This is a genomic window from Pseudoclavibacter sp. RFBJ3, from assembly GCF_002931375.1.
Taxonomy (GTDB): Bacteria; Actinomycetota; Actinomycetes; order Actinomycetales; family Microbacteriaceae; genus Pseudoclavibacter.
In genome coordinates this window covers 68,348-93,858 of record NZ_PSXZ01000003.1, presented here as the reverse complement: position 1 = coordinate 93,858, position 25,511 = coordinate 68,348, and the positions used below count along the sequence as shown (strand labels likewise).

At 70.5% G+C, this 25,511-nt stretch carries 21 protein-coding genes; 14 read left to right on the top strand and 7 right to left on the bottom strand.

Annotated elements, in window-relative coordinates; translation table 11 throughout:
* Nucleotides 1–978, bottom strand: a complete 978-nt coding sequence (locus tag C5E07_RS02810) for a tripartite tricarboxylate transporter substrate binding protein (RefSeq protein WP_104298357.1) — start codon at nt 976–978, stop codon at nt 1–3.
* A 159-nt stretch (nt 979–1,137) separates the two neighbouring features.
* Here C5E07_RS02810 and C5E07_RS02805 point away from each other — a divergent pair, with 159 nt between their 5' ends.
* Genes C5E07_RS02805 through C5E07_RS02785 form a run of 5 tightly spaced genes read left to right on the top strand, consistent with a single transcriptional unit; the run spans nt 1,138 to nt 6,101 of the window.
* Entirely contained in the window at nt 1,138–2,082 is a 945-nt protein-coding gene (locus C5E07_RS02805; RefSeq protein WP_104298356.1) for a siderophore-interacting protein, read from the top strand.
* On the top strand, nt 2,079–3,092 hold the full coding sequence (locus C5E07_RS02800; protein WP_104298355.1) for an iron ABC transporter permease: 1,014 nt from the start codon (nt 2,079–2,081) through the stop codon (nt 3,090–3,092). Before C5E07_RS02805 ends, C5E07_RS02800 begins: the two co-directional genes overlap by 4 nt.
* The gene (locus tag C5E07_RS02795; RefSeq protein WP_258063755.1) at nt 3,089–4,159 is read left to right on the top strand and encodes an iron chelate uptake ABC transporter family permease subunit; all 1,071 of its coding nucleotides are present in this window, start codon (nt 3,089–3,091) and stop codon (nt 4,157–4,159) included. Before C5E07_RS02800 ends, C5E07_RS02795 begins: the two co-directional genes overlap by 4 nt.
* Nucleotides 4,156–5,022, top strand: coding sequence for an ABC transporter ATP-binding protein (locus C5E07_RS02790; RefSeq protein ID WP_104298354.1), 867 nt, complete (start codon nt 4,156–4,158; stop codon nt 5,020–5,022). The genes C5E07_RS02795 and C5E07_RS02790 overlap by 4 nt, the downstream gene beginning before the upstream one ends.
* A 50-nt stretch (nt 5,023–5,072) precedes the next feature.
* Nucleotides 5,073–6,101: an ABC transporter substrate-binding protein gene (locus tag C5E07_RS02785; RefSeq protein ID WP_104240462.1), complete on the top strand. Its 1,029-nt coding sequence runs from the start codon at nt 5,073–5,075 to the stop codon at nt 6,099–6,101.
* Nucleotides 6,102–6,206: 105 nt separating this feature from the next.
* On the opposite strand, the gene C5E07_RS02780 is transcribed toward C5E07_RS02785, so the two are convergent.
* From C5E07_RS02780 to C5E07_RS02760, 5 genes are all read right to left on the bottom strand, one after another.
* Nucleotides 6,207–6,977: a fumarylacetoacetate hydrolase family protein gene (locus tag C5E07_RS02780; protein ID WP_104240461.1), complete on the bottom strand. Its 771-nt coding sequence runs from the start codon at nt 6,975–6,977 to the stop codon at nt 6,207–6,209.
* Between the two features lie 44 nt (nt 6,978–7,021).
* Entirely contained in the window at nt 7,022–8,623 is a 1,602-nt protein-coding gene (locus tag C5E07_RS02775) for an APC family permease (protein ID WP_181057754.1), read from the bottom strand.
* A gap of 235 nt (nt 8,624–8,858) precedes the next feature.
* The gene (locus tag C5E07_RS02770) at nt 8,859–10,439 is read right to left on the bottom strand and encodes an APC family permease (RefSeq protein WP_104298352.1); all 1,581 of its coding nucleotides are present in this window, start codon (nt 10,437–10,439) and stop codon (nt 8,859–8,861) included.
* Complete coding sequence (locus C5E07_RS02765; RefSeq protein WP_104298351.1) at nt 10,436–11,356, bottom strand: universal stress protein; 921 nt, start codon at nt 11,354–11,356, stop codon at nt 10,436–10,438. The genes C5E07_RS02770 and C5E07_RS02765 overlap by 4 nt, the downstream gene beginning before the upstream one ends.
* 52 nt (nt 11,357–11,408) lie before the next feature.
* Entirely contained in the window at nt 11,409–12,776 is a 1,368-nt protein-coding gene (locus tag C5E07_RS02760) for an NAD(P)/FAD-dependent oxidoreductase (protein ID WP_104240454.1), read from the bottom strand.
* Nucleotides 12,777–12,957: 181 nt separating this feature from the next.
* Between C5E07_RS02760 and C5E07_RS02755 the strand changes: the two genes are divergently transcribed.
* The 9 genes from C5E07_RS02755 (at nt 12,958) to C5E07_RS02715 (ending at nt 23,780) form a co-directional block, all read left to right on the top strand.
* Nucleotides 12,958–13,620, top strand: a complete 663-nt coding sequence (locus tag C5E07_RS02755; RefSeq protein ID WP_258063027.1) for a TetR/AcrR family transcriptional regulator — start codon at nt 12,958–12,960, stop codon at nt 13,618–13,620.
* Nucleotides 13,621–13,758: 138 nt separating this feature from the next.
* Nucleotides 13,759–15,372 carry an NCS1 family nucleobase:cation symporter-1 gene (locus tag C5E07_RS02750; protein ID WP_104298350.1) on the top strand — a complete coding sequence of 538 codons (1,614 nt, stop codon included), beginning with the start codon at nt 13,759–13,761 and terminating at the stop codon, nt 15,370–15,372.
* 6 nt (nt 15,373–15,378) lie between these two features.
* Complete coding sequence (locus tag C5E07_RS02745; RefSeq protein ID WP_104298349.1) at nt 15,379–16,134, top strand: aspartate/glutamate racemase family protein; 756 nt, start codon at nt 15,379–15,381, stop codon at nt 16,132–16,134.
* A complete protein-coding gene (allB, locus tag C5E07_RS02740; RefSeq protein ID WP_104298348.1) occupies nt 16,131–17,477 on the top strand; it encodes an allantoinase AllB in 1,347 nt (448 codons plus the stop codon). Before C5E07_RS02745 ends, allB begins: the two co-directional genes overlap by 4 nt.
* Nucleotides 17,474–18,676 (top strand): acetamidase/formamidase family protein, encoded by a 1,203-nt coding sequence (locus C5E07_RS02735; protein WP_104298347.1) that lies wholly within the window; start codon nt 17,474–17,476, stop codon nt 18,674–18,676. The genes allB and C5E07_RS02735 overlap by 4 nt, the downstream gene beginning before the upstream one ends.
* On the top strand, nt 18,673–20,337 hold the full coding sequence (locus C5E07_RS02730) for an AtzH-like domain-containing protein (protein WP_181057752.1): 1,665 nt from the start codon (nt 18,673–18,675) through the stop codon (nt 20,335–20,337). Before C5E07_RS02735 ends, C5E07_RS02730 begins: the two co-directional genes overlap by 4 nt.
* Before the next feature lie 20 nt (nt 20,338–20,357).
* Complete coding sequence (locus tag C5E07_RS02725) at nt 20,358–21,605, top strand: alanine--glyoxylate aminotransferase family protein (protein WP_181057750.1); 1,248 nt, start codon at nt 20,358–20,360, stop codon at nt 21,603–21,605.
* Complete coding sequence (locus C5E07_RS02720) at nt 21,602–22,960, top strand: Zn-dependent hydrolase (RefSeq protein WP_104298346.1); 1,359 nt, start codon at nt 21,602–21,604, stop codon at nt 22,958–22,960. Before C5E07_RS02725 ends, C5E07_RS02720 begins: the two co-directional genes overlap by 4 nt.
* A 7-nt stretch (nt 22,961–22,967) precedes the next feature.
* Complete coding sequence (locus C5E07_RS02715; RefSeq protein WP_104298345.1) at nt 22,968–23,780, top strand: sulfite exporter TauE/SafE family protein; 813 nt, start codon at nt 22,968–22,970, stop codon at nt 23,778–23,780.
* A 290-nt stretch (nt 23,781–24,070) separates the two neighbouring features.
* Here C5E07_RS02715 and gabT read toward each other — a convergent pair whose 3' ends face one another.
* Nucleotides 24,071–25,420 (bottom strand): 4-aminobutyrate--2-oxoglutarate transaminase, encoded by a 1,350-nt coding sequence (gabT, locus tag C5E07_RS02710; protein ID WP_104240446.1) that lies wholly within the window; start codon nt 25,418–25,420, stop codon nt 24,071–24,073.
* Between the last annotated feature and the right edge of the window lie 91 nt (nt 25,421–25,511).

The following is a 25,511-nucleotide window of genomic DNA, read 5'->3' as shown; positions in this document are numbered from 1 at the left end:
CTACTCGCCGAACAGCTCTGCGAAGCGCTCGTTCTCGGCCTTCACGAAGTCGGTCGCCTCGTCGCCGGGGATGAACACGGGGATGTTGCCGCCCGATTCGATGAGCTCGACGTACTCGGAGCTGCCGGCCGCGGTCTCGAGCGCCGCCTGCAGCGACTCCTTGACCGCGGGGTCGAGCCCGGTCGGAGCGCCGACGGCGGCCCAGCTGCCGATGACGACGTCGTAGCCCTGCTCGCCGGCCGTCGGCACGTCCGGCAGCGCGGGGGCGCGTTCCTCGGTGAAGACTGCGAGCACGCGGAGTCGCCCGTCCTCGTCGGCGGGAGCGGTCTCGCCGATGCCGGCGACGACGGCGTCGACCTGGCCGCCGACAGCTGCCGTGACCGCGGGGGCGCCTCCGTCGAAGGGCACGCCCTGGAACTCGACACCGGCGATGTTGCCGAGCTCGGTCGCCCCGGCCTCCCAGATCGAGCCGGGGCCGGCGTTGGAGATCGTGACGCTGCCGGGGTTCGCCTCTGCGGCGGCGACGAGCTCCTCGAGCGTCTGGTACGGGCTGTTCGCGGGGACCGCGATCGTGCCCGGCTGCTCGTTGACGATGCCGAGGAAGTCGTAGCTGGCGGGGTCGATGTCGTACCCCTGGTGGCCGAGCATGCTCACCTCGACGGGGAAGACCATGATCGAGTAGCCGTCAGCCGCGAGGCCGGCGACGTGCTGCATGCCGACGGAGCCGGCACCGCCGGGTCGGTTGTCGACGACGATCGACTGGCCCAGCTCGGACTCGAGCTGCGTCGCGAGGGTGCGGGCGGTGAGGTCGGTCGCACCTCCGGCCTGCGTCGGCGTGTAGAACGTGATGGCCTGCGAGGGAAACTCCTCGCCACCTGCGGTTCCGCCCGCGCGGTTCGCGCAGCCGGAGAGGGAGAGCACGGTCGCCACGGCGGCGAGCAGCGCGAGGGGCGCCAGTTTCGAAGGACGTCGCTTCATCGGGGTTCCATCCACTTCGTTGGGAATGTGTTGCACATGTTGCAACGCGGTTGCATTCACTGCACACATCGTATGAAAACCGAAAGCAGCACGCAAGTGGGAGCCGAAGATCGTCTCCAGAACTGGACTCAGGGGTAAGGCAAGGCTTATCTTTGCTCGGTGAGTGCTTCCACTGCCGTTCAGACCCGCCCCGCCTACCGGCCGTACTGCGCCGAGGTCAGAGCAGTGCAGCGCCTTGCTCCCGCATTCACCCGGGTGACCTTCACGTGCGACGACTTCGAGTACTTCGGCACGACCGGACTCGACCAGCGCATCAAGCTCATCCTCCCCATGGCGGACGGCACGACCAGCGACTTCGGGCAGCGCGACGCAGAGGTGCTCGACGCCGGCCTCTGGTACGAGCGCTGGCGGGCGACCCCCACGGAACGCCGCAGCCCCCTGCGCACCTACACGGTGCGCCGCGTCGACCCGGAAGCTCGCGAGATCGACGTCGACTTCGTCGTGCACCACGGCGCGGGTCCGGCTGGTGCCTGGGCCGAGAACGCGAAGCCGGGCGACGACCTCGTCATCGTCGGCCCCGACCAGCGCAGCGAGCACTCGCACCTCGGCGCCGACTGGCATCCCGGCACCGCCAAGCGCCTCCTGCTCGCGGGTGACGAGACAGCGGTGCCCGCGATCGGCTCGATCCTCGAATCGCTCAGCAGCCGGTGCGAGGTGGATGCGCTCCTCGAGGTGCCCACGAGCGCCGACATCATCCCCATCGACGTGCCCGCCAGCTTCCGCATCACCTGGCTGCCCCGCGACGGCGCCGCCCACGGCGCCCGGCTGACGCAAGCCCTGCAGCAGTGGTGCCTCGACTCCCCCGAGGCGCTCGCACAGGCCGCGGCCCCCCGCCCGCAGCAGATCGCCGACATCGACGTCGACGTCGACCTCCTCTGGGACAGCCCAGCGGACGGCGAAGGCGAGTTCTACGCGTGGATGGCCGGCGAGGCCGCCACCATCAAGACCCTCCGCCGCCACCTGGTGACCACCAACGGCGTCGACCGCAAGCGCGTCGCCTTCATGGGGTACTGGCGACTCGGCCAGTCCGAGCACCAGGAATGATCGCGGGCGCACGCGCGCGCCGCGTCCGCCTCGTCGCCGTCGGGGCGGTCGCCCTGCTCCTGGTCGCCGTGATCGTGAGCCTCCTCGTGGGGGCCCGCACCGTCGCGCCATCCGTGGTCGTGGATGCCCTGCTCGCGCCGAACCCGGACCTGGCCGACCACACCGTGGTCAGGGACCAGCGCATCCCCCGCACCCTCATCGGCGTCCTGGCCGGTGCGGCGCTCGCCGTCGCCGGCACCCTCATGCAGGGGATCACGCGCAACCCGCTCGCCGACCCGGGGCTCCTCGGCATCAACGCGGGAGCCTCCGTCGCCGTGCTGGTCGCCATCACGTTCTTCAGCATCTCCGCACCCACCGGGTTCGTGTGGTTCGCCTTCGCTGGGGCTGCCGTCGCCGCAGTCGTCGTCGCCGTCATCGGCACGCGCGGCCCGGACGGCGACAATCCGGCGAAGCTCGCGCTCACGGGCGCCGCCGTCACCGCCGGCCTCACCGCCGTGACGACCCTCATCCTCACCACCTCCATCGTGGCGCTCGACGTCTTCCGCTACTGGCAGGTCGGAGGCCTCACCTCGCGCGGCCTCGACACGGTCGCCGTCGTGGCGATCCCCCTGCTCATCGGCGGCATCATCGCCATCGCGAGCGCGCGCGGCCTCGACCTCATCGCCCTCGGCGCCGACACCGCGGCAGGCCTCGGCCAGAACGTGACGCGCACGCGCGCGCTCGGCATCCTCGCGACCGTGCTGCTCTGCGGCGGGGCCACCTCGATCGCCGGGCCCATCGTCTTCATCGGGCTCCTCGTGCCGCACGCTCTGCGCGCGATGGTCGGCGACGACTACCGGCGGCTCCTCCTCATCGGCGCGCCCCTCGGCGGCGCGGTGCTGCTCATCGCCGACATCGTCGGCCGCGTCATCGCGCCGCCCGGCGAGGTCCAGGCCGGTGTCGTGGTCGCCTTCGTCGGCGCCCCGGTGCTCATCGCGCTGGTCCTCCGCCGCAAGCAGGTGGCCCTGTGACCGCCCGCGATGTCCTCCCGAAGAACACGGCAGCGCCCCTCCGCGGCTCCGAGTCGCCGCTCGAGGCGGTGCGAGCCCGCGTCGGACGGCGCCGCGGGTTCGTCGTCGGCGGCGTCACCGTGGCCCTGATCGCCGTCGTCCTCCTCGGCGTCACGACCGGCGACTACCCGCTCACCCTCGAGCAGCTCGCGCGCACCCTGCTCGGGGGCGGCGACCGCCTCGAGTCCTACGTGCTCTTCCAGGTGCGGCTCCCGCGCGTGCTCATGGGCGTCCTGGTCGGCGCCTGCCTCGGCGTCGCCGGCGCCCTCCTGCAGGGCGTGCTCCGGAACCCGCTCGCGAGCCCCGACCTCCTCGGCATCAGCGGCGGCAGCAGCGTCGCAGCCGTGTTCCTGCTCCTCATCTTCGGCGTCACCGGGCCGATCCTCGCGGTCGCCGCCTTCGCCGGGGGGCTCGCGGTCGCCGCCATCCTGCTCCTCGCGGCAGGCAGGCGAGGCGAGGCCGGCTTCCGGCTCATCCTCGCCGGCATCGGAATCTCGTTCCTCACCGTCGCCATCATGAACTACCTCATGGTCCGCAGCCAGGTCGAGCTCGCTCAGGCCGCGCTGCTCTGGGTCACGGGCTCCCTCGCGTCCACCGCGTGGTGGCACCTCCTCGTCGTCGCCGTCGTCGCCGTCGCACTCCTCCCCGCCGTGCTCATCTCCGCGCGCTGGCTGCCGATCACCCAGCTCGGCGCATCCACGGCCGCCGGGCTCGGCGTCACCACCGGCCGGGTGCGGATGATCGCCGTCATCTCCGCCGTGCTGCTCACCGCCGTCACGTGCGCCTTCGCGGGGCCCATCTCGTTCATCGCGCTCTGCGCGCCGGCCATCGCCAGGTCCCTGCTCGGCCACGGCTCCATCGGAGTCGGGACAAGCGCGATCACGGGCGCCGCCCTCCTCACGGGCGCCGACCTCGTCGCGCAGTTCGCGATCCCGGACACCTCACTGCCCGTCGGAGTCGTCACGGGGGCCGTCGGCGCCGTGTTCCTGCTCTGGCTCCTCGCCTCGACGAAAGGACGCCAGCTGTGACCGGCGACCACCAAGCACCCGCAGCCTGGGTCGACCCCACCGCCGCAACGCCAGCGGGGCCGCGCCTCTCCGCGCGCGGACTCTCGGCCGGCTACCCCGGCCGCACCGTCATCGAAGGACTCGACCTCGACATCACCCCGGGCCGCATCACGATGATCATCGGCGCCAACGCCTGCGGTAAATCCACCCTCCTCGGCGTGCTCGCGCGCCTCACCTCGCCCCTCGCCGGCAGCGTGCAGCTCGACGATGTCGACGCCGCCAGCATCCCCAGGCGCCGGTTCGCGCGGACCGTCGGGATGCTCCCCCAGCATCCGACCGCCCCCGACGGACTCACGGTCGCCGAGCTCGTCTCGAGAGGCCGGCACCCGCACCGCGGACTCTTCGACCGCTGGGGAACCGCCGACACGAAGCACGTCGACGAGGCCATGCGCCGCACCGGCGTCGCGGAGCTGGCCGATCGACCGGTCGGCGACCTGTCCGGCGGGCAGCGGCAGCGCGTCTGGATCGCCATGTCCCTGGCGCAGAACCCCAAGGTGCTCCTCCTCGACGAGCCCACGACATTCCTCGACCTCAGCCACCAGCTCGAGGTCCTCGACCTGCTCGTGAGCCTCAACCGGCGCGAAGGCACCACCATCGTCGTCGTCCTGCACGAGCTGAACCTCGCGGCCCGCTACGCCGACGAGCTCATCGTCATGCGCGAGGGTCGCATCGTCGCCAACGGCTCCCCCACCGAGGTGCTCACGAAGGAGGTCGTCGCCGACGCCTTCGCCCTCGACGCGCTTGTCATGCCGGACCCCCTCACCCGAACACCCCTCATCGTCCCCGTCCCGGGAGGCGCTCACACGGGCAGCGAGCCCGAGTAGCACCCTCCCCACCCCAGCTCTTCACGCATCCGCACGAAAGGAACCACCCCATGAACCGCACCCTCCGACCGATCGCCGCCGCCGCGGTGGCGGTCACGGCGCTCGCGCTCAGCGCCTGCGCCCCCGCCGCCACCGACACGAGCGACGCGGCCGCCGCACCGGGCGACGCCGCGAGCTTCCCCGTCACCTTCGAGCACATGTACGGCACCACCACGATCGAAGAGGCGCCGACCCGCGTCGCGACGTGGGGATGGGGCGTCACCGACGCGGTCCTCGCGCTCGACATCGTCCCCGTCGCCATGGCATCGATGGACTACGGCGGAGGCGAGGACCGCATCGCGCCGTGGGTCTCCGACAAGATCGAGGAGCTCGGCGGCGAAGCCCCCGTCATCCTCGACAACGCCACCTACGAGCTCTCCGTGGAGGCGCTGCTCGCCACCGACCCCGACGTGTTCATCGCGTCCTACTCCGGGCTCACGCAGGAGGAGTACGACGCCGTCACCGCGGCCGGCGTGCCCGTCGTCGCCCCCGAGGAAGCGATCTGGTCGACGCCGTGGCGTGACGTCATCACCGACACCGGCAAGGCCCTCGGCCTCGAGGCGGACGCCAACGAGATCCTCGCCGACCTCGACCAGCAGGTTGCCGACCAGGCCGCCGAGCATCCCGAGTTCGAAGGCACGACGATCGCCTACGCGTCCGAGGATGTGGACACCTTCTACCTCCTCCTCGAGAACGACCCGCGCGTCGAGCTGCTCACCGACCTCGGCTTCACGAGCGCACCATCCGTCGCGGAACTCGCAACCGGGGAGTCGACGTTCTCGACCACCGTCTCCAGCGAGAACCTCGACAAGATCGACGCGGACGTCGTCTTCACCCAGACCGAGACCGAGGAGCAGCTGCAGACGTTCCTGACCTCGGACCGCACGAAGCTCATCCCCGCCGTCTCCAAGGGCGCCGTCGCAGCGCTCGTGGGCGAGGAGAACGGCGCGGCCATCTCGCCGACCGCGCTCTCCATCCCGTTCTTCCTCCCGATGCTCGTCGAGCAGCTCGCCACGGCGACCGCGGTCGCGAAGAGCTAGCGACGGGGACTCACCCCCACGCAGAACGCTGCCAGTCAGCTACGCCCTCTCGGCTTCCGAGAGGGCGTAGCTGACTGGCAGCGTTGGTTGTGCTTGGCCGAGCGGCTAGCGCGCGGTGACGGGGTTGGAGAGGGAGCCGATGCCCTCGATCGTGCAGGTGACCGTGTCGCCCTTCGCGAGCGGACCGACGCCCGCGGGCGTGCCCGTGAGGATGATGTCGCCCGGCAGCAGCGTGAACACGCTCGACGCGTACTCGACGAGCTTCGCGACCGACGTGATCATCTGCGAGAGATCGCCCTCCTGGCGCAGCTCGCCGTTGACCTCAGCGGTGATGCGGCCCTTCGAGGGGTCGAAGTCGGTCTCGATGATCGGGCCGAGCGGGCAGAACGAGTCAAAGCCCTTCGCGCGAGCCCACTGGCCGTCGCTCTTCTGCAGGTCACGGGCCGTGACGTCGTTCGCGATCGTGTAGCCGAAGATGACCTGAGCCGCGTCGGCGGCCGGCACGTTGCGGGCGACCTGGCCGATGACGACGGCGAGCTCCGCCTCGTGGTCGACGCGCTCCGACTGGGGCGGCAGCACGATCGGGTGGCGGGGGCCGATGACCGAGGTGTTCGGCTTGAGGAACATCATGGGCACCTCGGCGGCCTCGTTGCCGAGCTCGTTCGCGTGCTCCGCGTAGTTGCGTCCGAAGCCGATCACCTTCGAGCGCGGCAGCACGGGCGACTGCAGCTGCACCTGGTCGATCGGGATGCGTTCGTCGAGCGTCTCGTAGCCGAGGTAGAGGGGGTCACCCGCCAGCTTGACGTAGACCTTCTCCTCCTCGTCGAGGATGCCGAAAGTGAGCTGACCCTGGTATTCGAAGCGCGCGATCTTCACCGTGCCAGCCTACAGCGGCGCGGCCGAGCCCGCGCCGAGTCGCCTCACTGCAGCGCAGGCGCAGGCTCCGCGTCGCCATCCGCGCCCGTCTTGATCGTCTCGCCGCGGAAGAACCCCGGGCTGCGGACGTACTGCACCACCATGAGCACGACGCCGAGCAGGAGCACGCCGACCCCGAGCACGAACACGAGACCGATGCCGTCCTGCGCGATGCCGTCGACGTCGTAGCTCGTCGCGAAGACCGCGGAGCCCGAGCCGAACGACGGCGACAGCGACGCCCTGGCGGTCTCGAAGAAGAAGTAGAGCAGCGCGAGCCCGCCGAGCAGCGGGAAGAGGAACCGGAAGAACAGGTTCCGCGTCGAGGAGAACAGCGAGCGGCGGAAGTACCAGACGCACGCGAGCCCCGTGACGCCGTAGTAGAAGCACACCATGAGGCCGAGCGCCGCGATGGTGTCCCAGAGGGCGTTCTCGGAGAGCAGCCGCAGCACGATGTAGAAGACGATCGCGGCCGCCGCCGAGGCGATGGTCGCCACCGACGGCGACTTGAAGCGGGGACTCACGCTGGCATACGACTTGGGCAGCGCCCCGTAATGGCCCATGGCGAGGAGCGTGCGAGAGGGCGACACCATCGTCGACTGCAGCGAGGCCGCAGAGCTGAACATGACGGCGACCGTCATGAGCAGCGCGAACGGGCCCATGATCGGCTCCGCGAGGGAGGCGAGGATGCTCTCCTGGTTGTCCGGGTTGCCGGCGCCGAGGCCCTCCTCGCCGATGCCCGCGTAGGCGAGGACCGCGAGCGTCATCAGCACGTAGATCGCGACCATGACGAAGATCGTGAGCATGGAGGCACGGCCCGGGGTCTTCTCCGGGTCCTTCGCCTCCTCGTTCATCGTGATGACCGTGTCCCAGCCCCAGAACAGGAAGATCGACAGCGAGACGCCGGCGGAGATCGCAGCGAGCGAGCCCACCTCGAACGGGTTGAACCACGACAGCTCGATGGGGGTCGCGTCGAACGCGGTGCCGTTCCCGACATGCACGAACGCCGCGATGATGAACCAGACGATGGCGATGAGCTGCACCACGACGAGGACGTACTGCACCTTCTTCGTCGACTCGACGCCGCGGTAGGAGATCCACGCGGCGAGGGCCGTGAAGATGACGGTCATCGGGATGTTGATCCACAGCACGCGCGTCAGGTCCGCGAGCTCTGGGTTCTGGAAGATCTGCGCCAGCATGATGAAGAAGAAGTCGACGGCCACGGCAGCGAGGTTCGAGAGCACGAGGACGGTCGCGGCGATGAGCCCCCATCCGCCCATCCACCCGATCCACGGGCCGAACGCGCGGGTCGCCCACGTGAACGAGGTGCCGGAGTCCGGCATCGCCGTGTTGAGCTCCCGGTAGCCGAACACGACGAGCAGCATCGGGATGAACCCGACCAGCATGATGGCGGGCGTGTAGACGCCGACCTGCGCGATGGTGGGGCCGAGGCCGGACGTGACGGCGTAGGCGGGCGCGATGCAGGAGACGCCGATGACGGCCGCCCCGAGCACCCCGACCTTGCCGGCGGAGAGGCCCTTCGCGCTCAGTCCCCCACCATGCAGCTCCTCGTTGAGCTTCGCCGCCGCTGCGGTTTCCGATGTTGTCATTTGGTGATGATGGCCCATCCCCGGAGAACCGTCAATGGGCCGAAACGGCCCGGAAATACAGCGTGCTGCCGCACCTGACCCGCCCGGCGCGCTCTGCAACGCCCCCACCGCCGCGTCCGCCGCAGATGGGGCACTTTCACCCCGTATCAGCGCTCGATACGGGGTGAAAGTGCCCCATCTGCGGCGGATGCGGCGGGGCGGGGTGCGGCAGGGCGGGGTCGGATGCGGCGGGCAGCTAGTCCTTCAGCACCTCGATCGACTGCGTGTCGCGGTCGTTGCCGATCTGGATCGTCTCGCCGCGGAAGAACCCGGGGCTGCGGAAGTACTGCACGACCATGATGACCACGCCGAGCAGCAGCACTCCGATGCCGAGCACGAACACGAGACCGATGCCGTCCTGGGCGATGCCGTCCGCGTCGTAGCTCGTCGCGAAGACCGCCGAGCCTGATCCGAACGACGGCGACAGCGACGCGACGGCCGTCTCGTAGAAGAAGTACAGCAGCACGATGCCGCCGAGCAGCGGGAACAGGAACCGGAAGAAGAAGTTCCTGGCCGAGCTGAACAGGCTGTGCCTGAAGTACCAGACGCAGGCGAGCCCCGTGACGCCGTAGTAGAAGCAGATCATGAGGCCGAGGGCCGCGATCGTGTCCCACAGCGCGTTCTCGGAGAGCAGCCTCATGACGACGTAGAACACGACGGCGGCGATGGCCGAGGCCAGGGTCGCGACCGACGGCGACTTGAAGCGCGGGCTGACGTCCGCGAAGCGCTTCGGCAGGGCGCCGTAGTGCCCCATGGCGAGGATCGTGCGCGACGGGGAGACCATCGTCGACTGCAGCGAGGCCGCCGACGACGACAGGATGGCGATCGACATCAGGAGCGCGAACGGCCCCATGACCGGCCCCGCGAGCGCCGCGAAGATGCTCTCCTGGTTGTCCGGGTTGCCGGCTCCGAGGCCCTCGGTGCCGATGCCCGCGAAGACGAGCACGGCGAGGGTCGTGAGCAGGTAGATCACCATGATGACGATGATCGTGAGCATGGCGGCGCGGCCCGGGGTCTTCTTCGGGTCCTTCGCCTCCTCGTTCATCGTGATGACCGTGTCCCAGCCCCAGAACAGGAAGATCGACAGCGAGACGCCGGCGGCGACGACGGCCATGTCGCCCAGCTCGAAGGGGTTGAACCAGGACAGCTCGATGGGGGTCGGGTCGAAGGCCGTGTTGTTGCTCAGGTGCATGAAGGCGGCGACGATGAACCAGGCCAGCGCGATGAGCTGGAACGCGACGAGCCCGACCTGGATCTTCTCGGTCGCCTCGACTCCCCGGTACGAGATCCACGCCGCGAGCGCCGTGAAGAGGATCGTGACGGGGATGTTGATCCACAGCACCGTCGTGAGGTCGGCGAGCTCCGGATTCTGGAACACCTGCGCGAGCAGGATGAACAGGAAGTCCACGGCAACGGCCGCGAGATTCGAGAGCACGAGGACGGTCGCGGCGATGAGCCCCCATCCGCCCATCCAGCCGATCCAGGGCCCGAACGCGCGGGACGCCCACGTGAAGGTGGTGCCGGAGTCCGGCATGGCCGAGTTCAGCTCGCGGTAGCCGAAGACGACGAGCACCATCGGGATGAAGCCGATGAAGAGGATCGCCGGCGTCTGCAGGCCGACCTGCGAGATGGTCGGGCCGAGACCCGAGGTCAGCGTGTACGCCGGGGCGATGCACGAGATGCCGATGATGGTCGCGCCGATGACGCCGACCTTGCCTGCGGAGAGCCCCTTGGAGCTGAGTCCGCCCCGCTCCGTGCTGTCTTCTGTCCTGGTCATTGCCCTGTTCCTGTCGCTGGGGATTCGGGAGCGGACTTGGGCGCCTCGGCAGGCTGCGCGGCGCGCGGCACGACGATGATCGGCACGGTCAGCACGCGCAGCAGGCGCTGCGCGCGGGCGCCGAGGAAGATGCGCCCTCCCTGGGCGAGGCGGCTGGAGCCGACGAAGGCGACATCGCCCGGCTTCCAGTCGGCCCGCTCGAGTGCGGCCTCGAGGCTCTCGCCCTCGACCGTCTCGACGGTGGCCTTGCCCGACTCCAGCAGGGCCTCCGCACGGCCGGCGAGCACTGCCCCGCCGAACTCGCGCACGAACTCGTCGACCTCCTGCACCTGGCTGGGCGGGACCCGGTCGAGCTGCACGAGCGAGAGCAGGCGCAGCTGCACGTCGCGCTGCAGCGCGCTCTCGACGGAGGTGCCGATGAGCGCGGCGGCCCCCGAGCGGGTGCCGAACAGCGTGGTGATGCGGGTGACGGGCCCCTCTTCGGCGAACCCAGCCGGAGCGAGCGCGACGGGCAGCGGCGAGGCGTGCAGCAGCGTGGATGCGACCGTCCCGATGGTGAACTGCCGCAGCAGTGCGGTGGTGGCGGCGCCGATGACCAGCGCGGCAGCGCCGAATTCAGCGGCGATGTCCATGAGCCCCTGGGCCTCGCCCGTGGCGCTGCGGACCACGCCGCGCGCCGCGATGCCCTCCGGCACCTGGGCGAGCGCTTCGCTCATCCACGTGTCGATCTGCTTGCCGATGATGCTGTCGGCATCGTCGAGCGGCAGCGGATGCGTGCCGCTGTACGGCGACGTCTCCGGCGTGATCATCGCGACGATGATCTCCGTGTCGGTGCCCTTCGCGAGGAAGGAGGCGAGGGCGAGGGCGTCATGCCCTCGATCGCTCGCGATGTAGCCCACTACGAAACGCTGCGCCATGCTGCCTCTCCAATTCTTGGGGTGTCGTCCGATTTCGGGATGCCGTGGGCGCTCAGGACTGGAGGATGCGCTTCGCCGTAGCTTCGCCCATCCGCACCGCGCCGTCAACGTGCTGGTAGCCCTCTGCCGCGAGGTCGGAGCTCGACCAGAAGATCGGGCCGACCGGGTCGTGCTGGATGGCGCCCCAGCGGTGGAGTCCGCCGAGGTCGTAGCTCGTGGCGTACGCGCCGCGGGTCCACTCCTCTGCGCCGAAGTCGGAAAGGTAGAAGACCTCGGGGTCGAGGGCCTTCGGCCCGAGGAACTCGGCGACGGAGCCGAGGACGGCGGCCTTGCGCTCCTCGTCGCCCAGCGCCCACATGGCCTCCGCCGCCTCATCGGTGATGAAGCCGACGAGGGTGCCTCGCTCGTCTTCGTGGTTGGTGTTGTCGTAGACCTCCTGCACGATGTGGCCGGCGCCGAACGCGGTGCCGCTGAGGCCCTCTTCACGCCAGAACGGGGTGGCGTAGGTGGCGTGCACCTTGATGACGAGGCCCATGGAGATGTGCTGGTGCACGATCATCTGCTGGCGCGGCAGGGCGGGGACGAAGGAGACGCGCGAGTAGAGGTTGGGCGGCACGGCCATGATGGCGTGCTGCGCCTTGACGGTGATGTGGTCGGCGACCGCGGTGACGGAGGCCGCATTGCCCGCTCCGTTGTCCTCCCAGTGGAGGAAGCGCACTGGGTTGTTCAGGAACACGTCGTCGCCGAGCTCCTGCGCCATCTGCTGGCTGACCGACTGCATGCCGCCGATGACGCGCTTGTCGAGGATGAAGCTCTCGTCGACGAGGTTCGAGAACGAACCGGCGGATGCGGCCATGAGCACTGCCTGCAGCGCCGAGAACGCGAAGGACGGCTTGGTGAGCATGCCGCCGGCGACGAACAGCCCGATGTTGTTGCAGGCCTCCTCGTCGGTGGACTGCTGGCGCAGCCAGTGGTGGAAGGAGATGGTGTCGAGCTCGCGCGCCTTGGCGTGCGCCCACGGCTCGACGGGGCCGATCTCGGCGGCGAGGCCGTCGAGGAGCTCGATCATGCGGTCCATCTCGGCGGCGGTGTGCTCGCTGACGGGGAACGTGTCGCCCTCGTAGACGGTGCGCTCGCCCTTGGGGCTGATGTAGACCGACTTGCCCTCGCGGTAGCGCGAGAAGGTGCCCTTGCCGAGCTCTTCGAGGAGGGCGAGGAGCGCCGTCTGGTCTGGCGAGACCCACTGGCCGCCGATCTCGAAGAACTGGCCGTCGATGATGTTGCTCCAGGTGCGTCCGCCGACGCGGTCGCGCGCCTCGAGGACGGCGACGGTCTTGCCTGCCTGGGTGAGGCGGCGGGCCGCTGTGAGGCCGGAGGGGCCCGCTCCGATGATGACGACGTCGCGTTCGATGGTCTGCATTTCCGCTCTTTCCGTTGTGACAGCTCCAAGCGCCCTGGCTTCGCCGTCGAAGTGAGTGTGGTTGGCGGCCGGCTTCCTGGCGCCGCCTTCCAAATAAACAGGATTAATTTACGTTAGTCGAGACGGGCCCCTCGGACAAGCCGCATTTCCGAGGAGCTAGGGTCGAACGACGGGAGGGCCAGTGAGCACCAGCGAGCATGTGGAGTCTGACGGACAGCGGCGTGCTGGGCGACCCCGCACGCGCATCCTCACGCAGAAGCGCATCACCGACGCCGCCATGCGCGTCGCGACCCACGAGGGGTACGACGCCCTGACGATGGCGAAGCTCGCCAAGGCGCTCGGCGTCACCCCCGCGGCCCTCTACAACCACGCGCACTCGAAGCGGCAGATCCTGCGCTGGATCGAGGATCGCCTCATGGCCGCCGTCGACGCCTCGGCGTTCGAGACCGAGCCGTGGGACGCGGCCCTCGCGAGCTGGGCGCGCAGCTACCGCCTCGTCATGAAGGAGCACGACTCGCTCGTGGAGGCGATCGCGAAGATGCCCGTCGCCGGCGCGACCGACACGCTCGCGATGTACGAGGGGGTCGCCTCAGGCCTCCGACGGGCCGGCTGGCCGGACGCCAACATCATGCCGGCGATCGTGGCGATCGAGTCGTTCGTCTACGGCTCCGCGTACGACCTCAACGCGCCCCTCGATATCTTCGAGCTCGGCGATCAGGCGGATGCGGCACCCACGCTCGCGGCCTCCGTCGCGGCCCACACACCGCTGGGGCTGCGCGAGCAGGCCTTCGAGCGCGGGCTCGACGCGCTCATCCGCGGACTCGGGGCGGCAGCGGGAGTCTGACTCCGGAGACCGACGCAGCGCCGCGGTCACCACCGAGACCGTGAAGTGGTGACTGCACGCCATCGAGGGGACCTCGGTTTTACACGAGCGTTACATTGCAGAAACCTCCCGCGAAGCGTGAAGTCATAACTTCAACGCATGACCGATCAACTGGCACAGACTGGCGCATCCGGCAGCACCCGCGGCCTGGGCACCGAAGGCGCGGCGCCCGACAACCTCGTCGAGGCGGCGGGCCACCCCGTCGGCGACGGCAACATGAAGCCCGGCTACGACCCGCGGCTCGCGAACGAGGACCTCGCTCCCCTGCGCAAGCAGCGCTGGGGCTCCTACAACATCTTCGCCTTCTGGATGTCCGACGTGCACAGCGTCGGCGGCTACGTCACGGCCGGCAGCCTCTTCGCGCTCGGCATCGCCAGCTGGCAGGTGCTCGTCGCCCTCATCGTCGGCATCCTCATCGTGCAGTTCTTCACGAACCTCGTCGCCAAGTCGAGCCAGAAGACGGGCGTGCCCTACCCCGTCGTGAACCGCGCGATCTTCGGCGTCAAGGGCGCCAACATCCCGGCGATCATCCGCGGCCTCATCGCCATCGCCTGGTACGGCGTGCAGACGTTCCTCGCCGCCGAGTCGCTCAACATCGTGTTCCTCAAGTTCATCCCCGCCAGCGAGGTGCTGCGCACCGACTACTCGTTCCTCGGCCTGTCGGCGCTCGGCTGGATCTCCTACGCGATCCTCTGGTTCGCGCAGGCAGCGCTGTTCTGGGGCGGGATGGAGTCCATCCGCCGCTTCATCGACTGGGCGGGGCCAGCGGTGTACGTCGTCATGATCGTGCTCGCCATCTACCTCGTCAGCCAGGCGGGCTGGGAGAACATCGACTTCAACCTCTCCGCGGGTGAGCCGCTCGACTTCTGGGCCTCCATCCCGGTCATGTTCACGGCCATCGCGATCGTCGTCTCCTACTTCTCCGGCCCCATGCTCAACTTCGGCGACTTCTCGAGGTACGCGAAGAGCTACAAGGCCGTGAAGCGGGGCAACTTCCTCGGGCTCCCGCTCAACTTCCTGTTCTTCTCCATCCTCACGGTGCTCACCGCGAGCGCCACCGTGCCCGTCTTCGGCGAGCTCATCACGGACCCGATCCACACGGTCGAGCGCATCGACACGCACTTCGCGATCCTCCTCGGCGGCCTCACGTTCGTGACGGCGACGGTCGGCATCAACATCGTGGCGAACTTCATCGCGCCGGCGTTCGACTTCTCGAACGTCGCCCCGCACAGGATCAGCTGGCGGATGGGCGGCATGATCGCCGCCGTCGGCTCCGTGCTGCTCACCCCGTGGAACTGGTACAACAACGACGCCGCGATCCAGAACACGCTCGGCGTGCTCGGTGCGCTCATCGGACCGCTCTTCGGCATCCTCATCGCCGGCTACTACGTGATCGGCAGGCAGCGCATCAAGGTCGACGAGATGTTCACGATGAGCGAGACGGGCGCCTACTGGTACCGCAAGGGGTTCAACCCGAACGCGGTGTGGGCCATGGTGCTCGCCGGCGCCCCGACGGTCGCGATCGCGGTGCTGACCCGGCCGCTCGCCGAGGCGGGCATCCTGGACCTGAGCTACCTCGCCGACTTCAGCTGGTTCATCGGCTGCGGACTCGGATTCGCGCTGTTCGTCCTGTTCGAGCGCCGCCAGCCGCTCATGCCGACGTTCGAGGGCGAGACCGCCGGCATTTCCGACGGATCGATCGAGGAGGACTGACCCAGCATGCGCATCACACTCGTCAACCCGAACACCTCCGTCGCCATGACGCAGAAGGTCGCGGCAGCTGCCAGAGCCGTGGCCGGCCCCGGCGTCGAGATCGTCGCCGTGTGCCCGGCCCCCGGTGAGGGCCCGGAGGCCATCGAGAGCCACTTCGACGAGGTGCGGGCGGCCTCCGTCGTCGTCGAGCTCGTCGAGCGCGATCTCGCGGACGGCGGCAGCGACGGCTACGTCATCGCCTGCTTCGGCGACCCGGGGCTCGACGCGGCACGCGAGCTCGTCGACGTGCCCGTCATCGGCATCGCCGAGGCGGCCATGCACGTCGCGGCGCTCACGGGGCGCACGTTCGGCATCGTCACGACCCTCTCCCGCACGCTCGGCCGTGCCGACGACCTCGTGCAGCGGTACGGGTTCGAGCGGGCGTGCGTCGCGGCGTACGGCACCGGCATCCCCGTCCTCGCACTCGAGGAGACCGGCTCGGCGGCGTTCGAGGACATCGCCGCGTGGTGCGAGCGAGTCGTCCGGGAGGACGGCGCCGACGCGGTCGTGCTCGGATGCGCGGGCATGGCCGACCTGTGCGCTCGCCTCTCCGAGCGGGTCGGCGTGCCGGTCGTCGACGGCGTCGCCGCGTCGGTCGGGCTCGTCGCGGCGATGTCGCGCATGGGCGTCGGCACGAGCAAGCGGGACGAGTACGCACGACCTTCCCGGGCGCAGGCCGCGCCGCAGGGGCAGCTGCGGGTTCCTTCGGCGGCGATCGCATGAGGATCTCCGCGCGACGCGTCTTCCTCGGCGGCGGATTCTCGCCGGCGACGGTGTCCGTCAGCGATGGCACCATCGCCGCCATCGCCCCGTTCGACGACGACGCCGACGTGGTCCTGCCGGACACCCAGGTGCTCCTGCCGGGGCTCGTGGACACGCACGTGCACCTCAACGAGCCGGGCCGCACGCACTGGGAGAGCTTCGCGACGGGCACGGCTGCTGCCGCCGCCGGCGGGGTCACGACGGTCGTCGACATGCCGCTCAACTCGCTGCCCGTCACGACGAGCGTCGAGGCGCTCGACGCGAAGCGCGCGGCGACCTCCGGCCAGCTGGCCGTCGACCTCGCCTACTGGGGCGGCGTCGTCCCGCAGAACCTCGGCTCCCTGCGTCCGCTGCTCGCGGCGGGCGCGGTCGGCGTCAAGTGCTTCCTCGCGCCGAGCGGCATCGACGAGTTCGATCACCTCTCGTTCCCCGAGCTCGAGCAGGCGCTCGAGGAGCTCGCCGAGGTCGATGGGCTCCTGATCGCGCACGCCGAGCTCGAAGCGCACCTGAGCGAGGCATCCGGCCCCGTCTTCTCCGACTTCGTCGCGTCGAGGCCGCCGGTCGCGGAGGTCGAAGCGATCCGCGCCGTCATCGCCGCGGCGAGGCGCGCCGGCGCCAGGGCGCACATCGTGCACGTGTCGGCGGCAGAGGCCCTCGACCTGGTGCGCGCGGCGAAGGCCGACGGCGTGCGCATCACGATCGAGACCTGCCCGCACTACCTGAGCCTTCGGGCCGAGGAGGTGCCGGACGGCGACGGGCGCTTCAAGTGCTGCCCACCCATCCGCGACACCGCGAACCAGGACGCGCTCTGGGCCGGCGTGCTCGACGGCACGATCGACGCGATCGTCAGCGACCACTCCCCAGCGACGCTCGAGCTCAAGGCGGGGCCCGACCTCGGCACCGCGTGGGGTGGCATCGCCGGGGTGCAGACCGGGCTCACCGCGGTCTGGACCGAGGCCAGGCGGCGCGGCATCCCGCTCGAGGCGATCCTGCCCCTCTTCACCACGGGACCGGCCGCGCTCGTGCGCCTCGAGGACCGTGGCCTCATCACGGTCGGCGCCCCTGCCCACTTCGCGGTCTTCGAGCCAGACCTCGAGCACACGCTGGAGGAGAATACCCTCGAGTACCGCACCAAGATCAGTCCGTGGCACGGGGCGCGGCTGCACGGGCTCGTCGACTCGACCTACCTGCACGGCGAGCTGATCTACACGCGGGCAGCCGGGCTCACGTCCCGCCTGGGCCGCGAGGTGCTCGCGGCGGCGAACCCCGCACGACTGGACCTCGACGAGGAGCAGGCAGCATGACCACGATTCCCACCGCAGCTCCCGCGGCTCCCGCGGCGAACCGCTACGGCGTCGGCGCAGCCACGCCGGCATTCGCCCCGCTCCCCATCCTGCAGCCGGGCACACGCCTGCCTGAGGGCGCGAACTACCTGCCATCGGGAGCATCGACCTCGATCTGGGGCAGGCTCCCGAGCGCGCGCGACACCCCCGTTCTGACCGTGCGGCCCGGGGCGAGCGTCGTCATCGACACCGTCAGCCACGAGGGCCTGCTGCCCGACCAGGGACAGCACCCCGCCGCGTTCTTCGCGGCGCACGGCGTGCATCCGGATGCCGTGCTGCTCGACGCCATCGAGATCGCCGAGCACGCGCCCCGCGACCCGGCGAACGACGGCCCGCACGTCGTGACCGGCCCCATCGCCGTCGAGGGCGCCATGCCAGGCGACCTGCTGCGCATCACGGTCGAGAAGCTCGAGCCTCGCGTGCCATACGGGGTCATCTCCAACCGGCACGGCAAGGGCGCGCTGCCCGGCGTGCTGCCGCGCAGCCGCGAGACCGTGAGCGTGTTCGCCGCGGTCGAGGAACGCGGCGGCGAGCTCGTCGGCACCATGCCGCTCACCGAGGGCGGCGTTCGGAGCGTCGTGTTCCCCCTCGCCCCGTTCCTCGGCACCATGGGCGTCGCTCCCGCCGCAGGCGCACGCCCGCACTCCGTGCCGCCCGGCCCGCACGGCGGCAACATCGACATCAAGCTGCTCACCGAGGGCAGCGTGCTCTACCTGCCCGTGCAGGTCCCCGACGCGCTCGCCTACGTCGGCGATCCGCACTTCGCGCAGGGCGACGGCGAGGTCGCCCTCACGGCGCTCGAGGCCTCGCTGCGCGCGACCCTCACCTTCGACGTCGTCCCGGCGGCGGATGCGCGGCGCGAGTTCGGCGACCTCACCGGCCCGCTCGTGCGCACGCCCGAGTACCTCGTGCCCACCGGCCTCGACCCCGACCTGAACGCGGCCATGCGCAAGTGCGTGCGCGCCGCCGTCGACCTGCTGCAGGCTCGGTGGGGCATGGACGAGCACCTCGCCTACGCGTACCTGTCGGCGGCCACCGACTTCGACATCTCGCAGGTCGTCGACGTCGTCTGCGGCGTGCACGCCCGCATCCGCGAGGCCGACTTCGCCGACGTGGCGGCTGGCACGGCACCGCAGAACGGAACAGGAGCACCCGCGTGACCTCAGTCGAGCAGAACGCCCCAGAGACGACGCTCGCGGACGGAACCCCACCCGCCGCGCTGCTCACCGCCTTCGAAGCCTACGAGCGGGCCGTGCAGAGCAACGACCTCGACGAGCTCGACGCCTGGTTCGCGCCGGGAGACGGGACGCTTCGCGGCGACGACAGCGGCCTGCTGGTCGGCCACGAGCAGATCAGCGAGTTCCGCGCCCAGCGCGGCGGCGTCGCGAAGCGCACCATCGAGCGCATCGAGTACCGGGCCCTGGCCGACGGCGTCGCGCTGCTCGTCTCCACCTCGCGCTTCGCCACCGGCGGGCTCGGACTGCAGACGCAGCTCTGGCAGCAGCTGCCGCAGGGCTGGCGCATCACGGCCGCGCACGTGACCCCGAGGCCCCGCGCCTTCGACCGCTCGATCTGGCGCACCGTCGGCGACCCGCTCTTCCAAGGCGCGTGGGAGGGCCCCCTCGAAGGGCTCACCGTCGCCGTGAAGGACCTCTTCGCGATTCGCGGCTACCGCATCGGCGCAGGCAACCCCAGCTACCTCGACTCCGCGAAGGCGGAGACGAGGACCGCGCCCGCTGTCAGGGACCTGCTGCGCGGCGGCGCCTCCCTGCGCGGCATCGCCCGCACCGACGAGTTCGCGTACTCGATCGCCGGCGACAACGCCCACTTCGGGACTCCCCCGAACGCCGCCGTGCCCGGCGCCCTCCCCGGCGGCTCCTCGAGCGGGCCCGCATCCGCCGTCGCCAACGGCCAGGCCGACATCGGCCTCGCGACCGACACCGCCGGATCGGTGCGCATCCCCGCCTCCTATCAGGGGCTGTGGGGCCTGCGCACGACACACGACCTCGTGCCACGTCAGGGCCTCCTGCCGCTCGCGCAGTCGTTCGACACCGTCGGCTGGCTCACGCGCGACGGCGAGACCATGCAGCGGGTCGCCGACTGGTGCCTCTCCTACGACAGCTCCGAGTCCACCGCGAGCGCGGCGGGGCAGCGCGGCGAGGACCTCCCCGGCCGCCTCGTCGTGCCGTCAGAGGTGCTGGCGGCCGCCTCGCCAGAGACCGTGTCCGCCTTCGAGGCGCTCCTGCGCGAGCTGGAGGAGCGCGGAGCCGTGGCTGCGCCGGTCGAGCGGGTCTCGATCGGCGAGCTCGCGAGCTACCAGGAGCCGTTCCGGATCGTGCAGGGCGCTGAGGCCTGGCGCAACAACCGCCCATGGCTGGAAGCGCACCCCGGCGCCACGGGCCCCGCCGTCGCTGCCCGGTTCCTCGCCGCCTCGCAGATCACCGAGGCGCAGGAGCAGGCGGCCCGCGACGCCCTCGCTCCCCTCAGCGCCCGCCTCGAGCGACTCGTCCGCGATGCCGTGCTCCTCTTCCCCACCGCCCCTGGGGCAGCGCCGAGCCGAGCCGCGGATGCATCGAGCATCGACGCCATCCGCACCGCGACGCTGCGCATGACCACCCCGGCCGCCGTCGCCGGGCTGCCCGCGCTCTCAGCGCCCCTCCTCAGCGTGCCGACCACGAGCAGCGCGCAGGCCGCGCCCGTCGGCGTCTGCTTCGTGTCGCGAGCGGGCTCCGACCTGGCGCTCGTCCGACTCGGCCGCAGGCTCGCATCCGCCGCAGCCCCCACCCCGAGAGCCACCAGCCGCGCCGCGACGAGCGCGTGAGCACCGAGAGAATGAAGCAGATGACCGCGATCCTCCCCATCGAACCGCCAGCCCGCCTCCTCATGGGGCCCGGCCCCATCTCGGCGTACCCGAGTGTGCTCCGCGCCATGTCGAGCACCCTCGTCGGCCAGTACGACCCGTTCATGACGCAGGCCATGAACGAGACGCAGGAGCTGTACCGGCAGGTGTGGGCGACCGAGAACACCGCGACCGTGCTCGTCGACGGCACCTCCCGCTCCGGCATCGAGGCGGCGCTCGTCTCCCTCATCCGGCCAGGCGACCGTGTGCTCGTCCCCGTCTTCGGTCGGTTCGGCCACCTCCTCGCCGAGATCGCGGAGCGCGCCCTCGCCGAGGTGCACACCATCGAGGTGCCGTGGGGGCAGGTCGTCCCCGTCTCGCAGATCGAGGAGGCCATCGTCCGCGTCAAGCCGACCCTCCTCGCCCTCGTCCAGGGCGACACCTCCACCACCATGAACCAGCCCCTCGACGAGGTCGGCGCCATCTGCGCGAAGCACGGCGTGCTCTTCTACGCCGACGCGACGGCGTCCATCGGCGGCAACGAGTTCCTCGCCGACGCCTGGGGCCTCGACGCCGCGACCGCCGGCCTGCAGAAGTGCCTCGGCGGCCCGAGCGGCTCGGCACCCATCACCCTCTCCGAGCGCGCCGTCGAGGTCATCCGCTCCCGCAGCCGGGTCGAGGCTGGCATCCGCGAGACGGGCGACGAGTCCGCGAGCGACTTCATCCGCTCCAACTACTTCGACCTCGACATGATCCTCGACTACTGGGGGCCGAGACGCCTCAACCACCACACGGAAGCCACCTCCATGCTCTACGCGGCGCGGGAGTGCGCGGCCGTCCTGCTGCGCGAGGGCCGGGACGCCGTCATCGAACGCCACCGTGTCGCCGGTGCCGCCATGCTCGCCGGCGTCCAGGCGCTCGGGCTCGAGGTCTTCGGCGACATCGCGCACAAGATGAACAACGTCGTCGCCGTCGTCATCCCGGACGGCGTCCCCGGCGATACGGCAAGGCAGGACCTGCTCGACGACTTCGGCATCGAGATCGGCACCTCCTTCGGCCCGCTGCACGGCAAGGTGTGGCGCCTCGGCACGATGGGCTACAACGCCCGCAAGGACACCGTGCTCACGACCCTCGCGGCGCTCGAGGCCGTGCTCCGCCGATACGGCGCATCCGTGCCGACCGGCGGTGGAGTCGAGGCCGCAGCCGACGTCTTCCGCGCAGCCGACAGCCCCCTGGGAGCCGCCGAATGACGGCCACGCGACTGGGTGCCCTCGAACCCGCCGTCTTCGAGCTCGCCGCCCGCCGCGTCATGGCGCGCTGCGACGAGCTCGCCCGCATCACCTCCACCCCAGGCGCCATCACCCGCGTGCACCTCTCCCCCGAGCACGCGCGCGTCAACCGGCTCGCCGCCGAGTGGATGCGCGAGGCCGGCCTGCAGACCAGGCAGGACGCGGCAGGCAACCAGCTCGGCCTCCTCCCCGCCGCAGACCCGGAGGCGCCCGCGCTCATGCTCGGCTCGCACCTCGACACGGTCGTCGACGCCGGCCGCTACGACGGCATCGTCGGCGTGCTCATGGCCATCGAGGTCGTGCGCCTGCTCCAGCGCCACGACGACGACACGAGTGGGGTGGATGCCCCCGCCCGCTCCCCGTTCGACTTCGGGCTCGAGGTCGCCGCGTTCTCGGACGAGGAAGGCGCCCGCTTCGGCAAGGCGCTCCTCGGCTCCTCCGCCGTCGCCGGCACGTGGGACGACGCCTGGTGGGAGCTCGAGGACCCAGACGGCACCACCTTGCGCGAAGCCGCCCTCGAGTTCGGCCTCGACCCCGGCCGGGTCTCGGAAGCCGCCCGCAGGCCGAGCGAGCTCGTCGGCTACCTCGAAGCGCACATCGAGCAGGGGCCCGAGCTGCACGCCCGCGGCGAACCGCTCGCCGTCGTCTCCTCCATCGCCTCCGCCCGTCGCTTCCAGCTCGTCGTCGAGGGCGAGGCCAGGCACGCCGGCGGCACCCCGTACGACATGCGCCGCGACGCGCTCCTCGGCGCGAGCGAGGCGGCCCTCGCCGTCGAGCGCATCTGCTCCACCCAGCACCACATCATCGGCACGGTCGGCCAGTTCGAGGCGTTCCCCGGCGCGATGAACATCGTTCCGGGCGAGGCGAGGTTCAGCCTCGACCTGCGCGGAGAATTCGACGGCGAACGCGACCGCGTGTGGGACCAGATCTCCCGCGAGCTCGACGACATCATGGGCCGCAGGCGCCTGCGCTGGCACACCCGCGAAGTACACAACGCCCCAGCCCTGTTCTGCGCGCCGCTGCTGCAGGACGTCGTCGGCGAAGGCATCCGCTCCACCCTCGTGCCGGGCACCGCCGCGGACGGGAGTATCCTCGGCTCGGGCCGGCCCGAAGACCCGACGACCCTGTTCAGCCCAGCCGGACACGACGGCATGGCCATCGGCGCCATCACCGACGTGGGGATGCTCTTCATGCGCAACCCCGACGGCGTCAGCCACCACCCAGACGAGGCAGTATCGCTCGGCGACGTCGCCCTCGGCATCCGCGCCCTCGCGGAAGCCGTCGCCCACCTCGGCGCAGAACACCGCAGAACCTAGGAGCTCCATGACCACGCCCGCCACCACCAGGACCCGCCGCGACTGGATAGTGCTCATCTCGATCGGCCTCGCGGCAGGCTTCCTCTCCGGGTTCCTCGGCGTGGGCGGCGGCACCATCATCGTGCCCGCGCTGACCGCCATGCTCGCGTTCGACCAGCGCCTCGCCGCCGGCACGTCGCTCGCCGCGATCATCCCACCCGCCATCGTCGGCGTCGTCGGCTACGTCCTGACCGGCTCCGTGAACTGGCTCGCGGGCCTCATCCTCATCGTCGGCGCCATCGCCGGCGCCTGGATCGGATCGTGGCTCCTCAACAAGCTGCCGCTCATCGTGCTCCGGTGGATGTTCATCGTCTTCCTGCTCGGCGTCGCCGTCTCCCTGTTCCTCGCCGTGCCGAGCCGCGACGCCGAGGTCACCATGACGGCGCTCACGGCACTCATGCTCGTTGCGCTCGGCCTCGTCACCGGCATCATCTCGGGGCTCATCGGCGTCGGCGGCGGCGTCATCCTCGTGCCTGCGCTCATGCTGCTGTTCGGCTCGAGCGACCTCGAGGCGAAGGGCACGAGCCTCCTCGTCATGATCCCCACCACCATCACGGGCACGATCGGCAACTCCCGGCGCCGCAACGTCGACCTGAAGGCGGCCGCCGCGATCGGGCTGACGGCCGCGCTCACGAGCCTCCTCGGCGTGTGGTGCGCCGTGCTCATCGACCCGATGGTCGGCAGCATCCTCTTCGGCGCGTACCTGCTGTTCATCGCCGGGCAGAACGCCTACAAGACCATCAAGGCGCAGCGCAAGGCGAAGCAGGCCCCCGCCGCCTGACCCGCCCGGCGCAGCCACCCGGCAGGCACTGACACCCGTCCCCGGCACAGGCACGCGTCCCGACACAGACCTCGGGCAGATGCAGCTTCGTCTCGCGATGAAGCTGCATCTGCCCGAGGTCTGTGCTGTGGGGGTCTGTGCCCTGGGCGCCTGTGCAATGTGCGGCGGCGAGCAGGTACGCCCGGAAATACCTCGACGCCCCGGCGGCGCGGAATGTGCCGGGGCGTCGAGATTCTGTTGCCGGGGTCTCCCCGGCGGCTTGATGCGCGCCCGAGACGGGCGCGGGCGTTCTACGCCTGAGCGCGGATAGCCGCCTCGAGCACGTCGAGGCCGTCGTTCAGCAGCTCGTCCGTGATGGTGAGCGGCGGGAGGAGGCGCACGACGTTGCCGTAGGTGCCGCAGGAGAGCAGCACGACGCCCTGGCCGAGCGCATCCGCGACGATCGCCTTGACGGCGGCCGGGTGGGGCTTCTTCGTGGTCGTCGCCGTGCCGGCCTCGACGAACTCGAACGCCAGCATGGCGCCGCGACCGCGGACCTCGCCGATGATCGTGTTCTCGCCGAGCTCGGCGCTGAGCGCCTCGAAGCGCGTCTTCACGATCGTCTCGATCTCGAGGGCGCGGGCAGCGAGCTGCTCGTCCTCCATGATGCTGATCGTGGCGAGCGCGGCGGCCGTGGCGACCGGGTTGCCCGTGTAGGTGCCGCCGAGCCCGCCGACGTGCACGCTGTCCATGATCTCGGCGCGGCCGACGACGGCCGACAGCGGCATGCCGCCCGCGACGCCCTTGGCGATCGTGACGAGGTCGGGCACGATCTCCTCGTGCTCCGACGCGAACCAGGCGCCGGTGCGGCACATGCCGGCCTGGACCTCGTCGGCGATGAAGACGACGCCGTTGGCCTTCGCCCACTCGACGAGCGCGGGGAGGAATCCATCGGCGGGGACGATGAAGCCGCCCTCACCCTGGATGGGCTCGATGATGATGGCCGCGACGTTCTTGCCGCCGACCTGCTTCTCGATGACGTCGATCGTGCGCGCTGCCGCCTCGGCGCCCGTGAGGCCGTCACGGTAGGGGTAGCTCATGGGCGCGCGGTAGACCTCGGGCGCGAACGGGCCGAAGCCGTCCTTGTACGGGATGTTCTTCGCGGTGAGGGCCATCGTGAGGTTCGTGCGGCCGTGGAACGAGTGGTCGAACGCGATGACGGCGTTGCGGCCGGTCGAGTGGCGGGCGATCTTGACCGCGTTCTCGACGGCTTCCGCGCCGGAGTTGAGGAGCACGGCCTTCTTGGCGTGGTCGCCCGGCGTGATCTCGATGAGCTTCTCGGCGACGGCGACGTAGCCCTCGTACGGGGTGATGCCGAATGCGGTGTGCGTGAAGTGCGCTGCCGCTTCCTGCACGGCCGCGACGACGCGGGGGTGGGATGCGCCGACGTTCGTGACGGCGATGCCTGCACCGAAGTCGACGAACTGGTTGCCGTCGACGTCGCGGATGATGGCGCCGTCGACGTCAGCCGCGTACACGGGGACTGCGGGGACAAGCGATGCGGAGACGCTCGCCTCACGACGCGCAGTCAGGGCCTGCGACTTGGGGCCTGGAATGGCGCCTTCGAGCTTGCGCTCCTGGGCAATGCGGAACTCCGTCACGGTGCTTCCTTCCTCGGGGTTCGACCTCTTGGTATGGCTTGAAGGCTACGCGGTTCTGCACCGCGAGACGAATGGGCACGCGCACGACCGG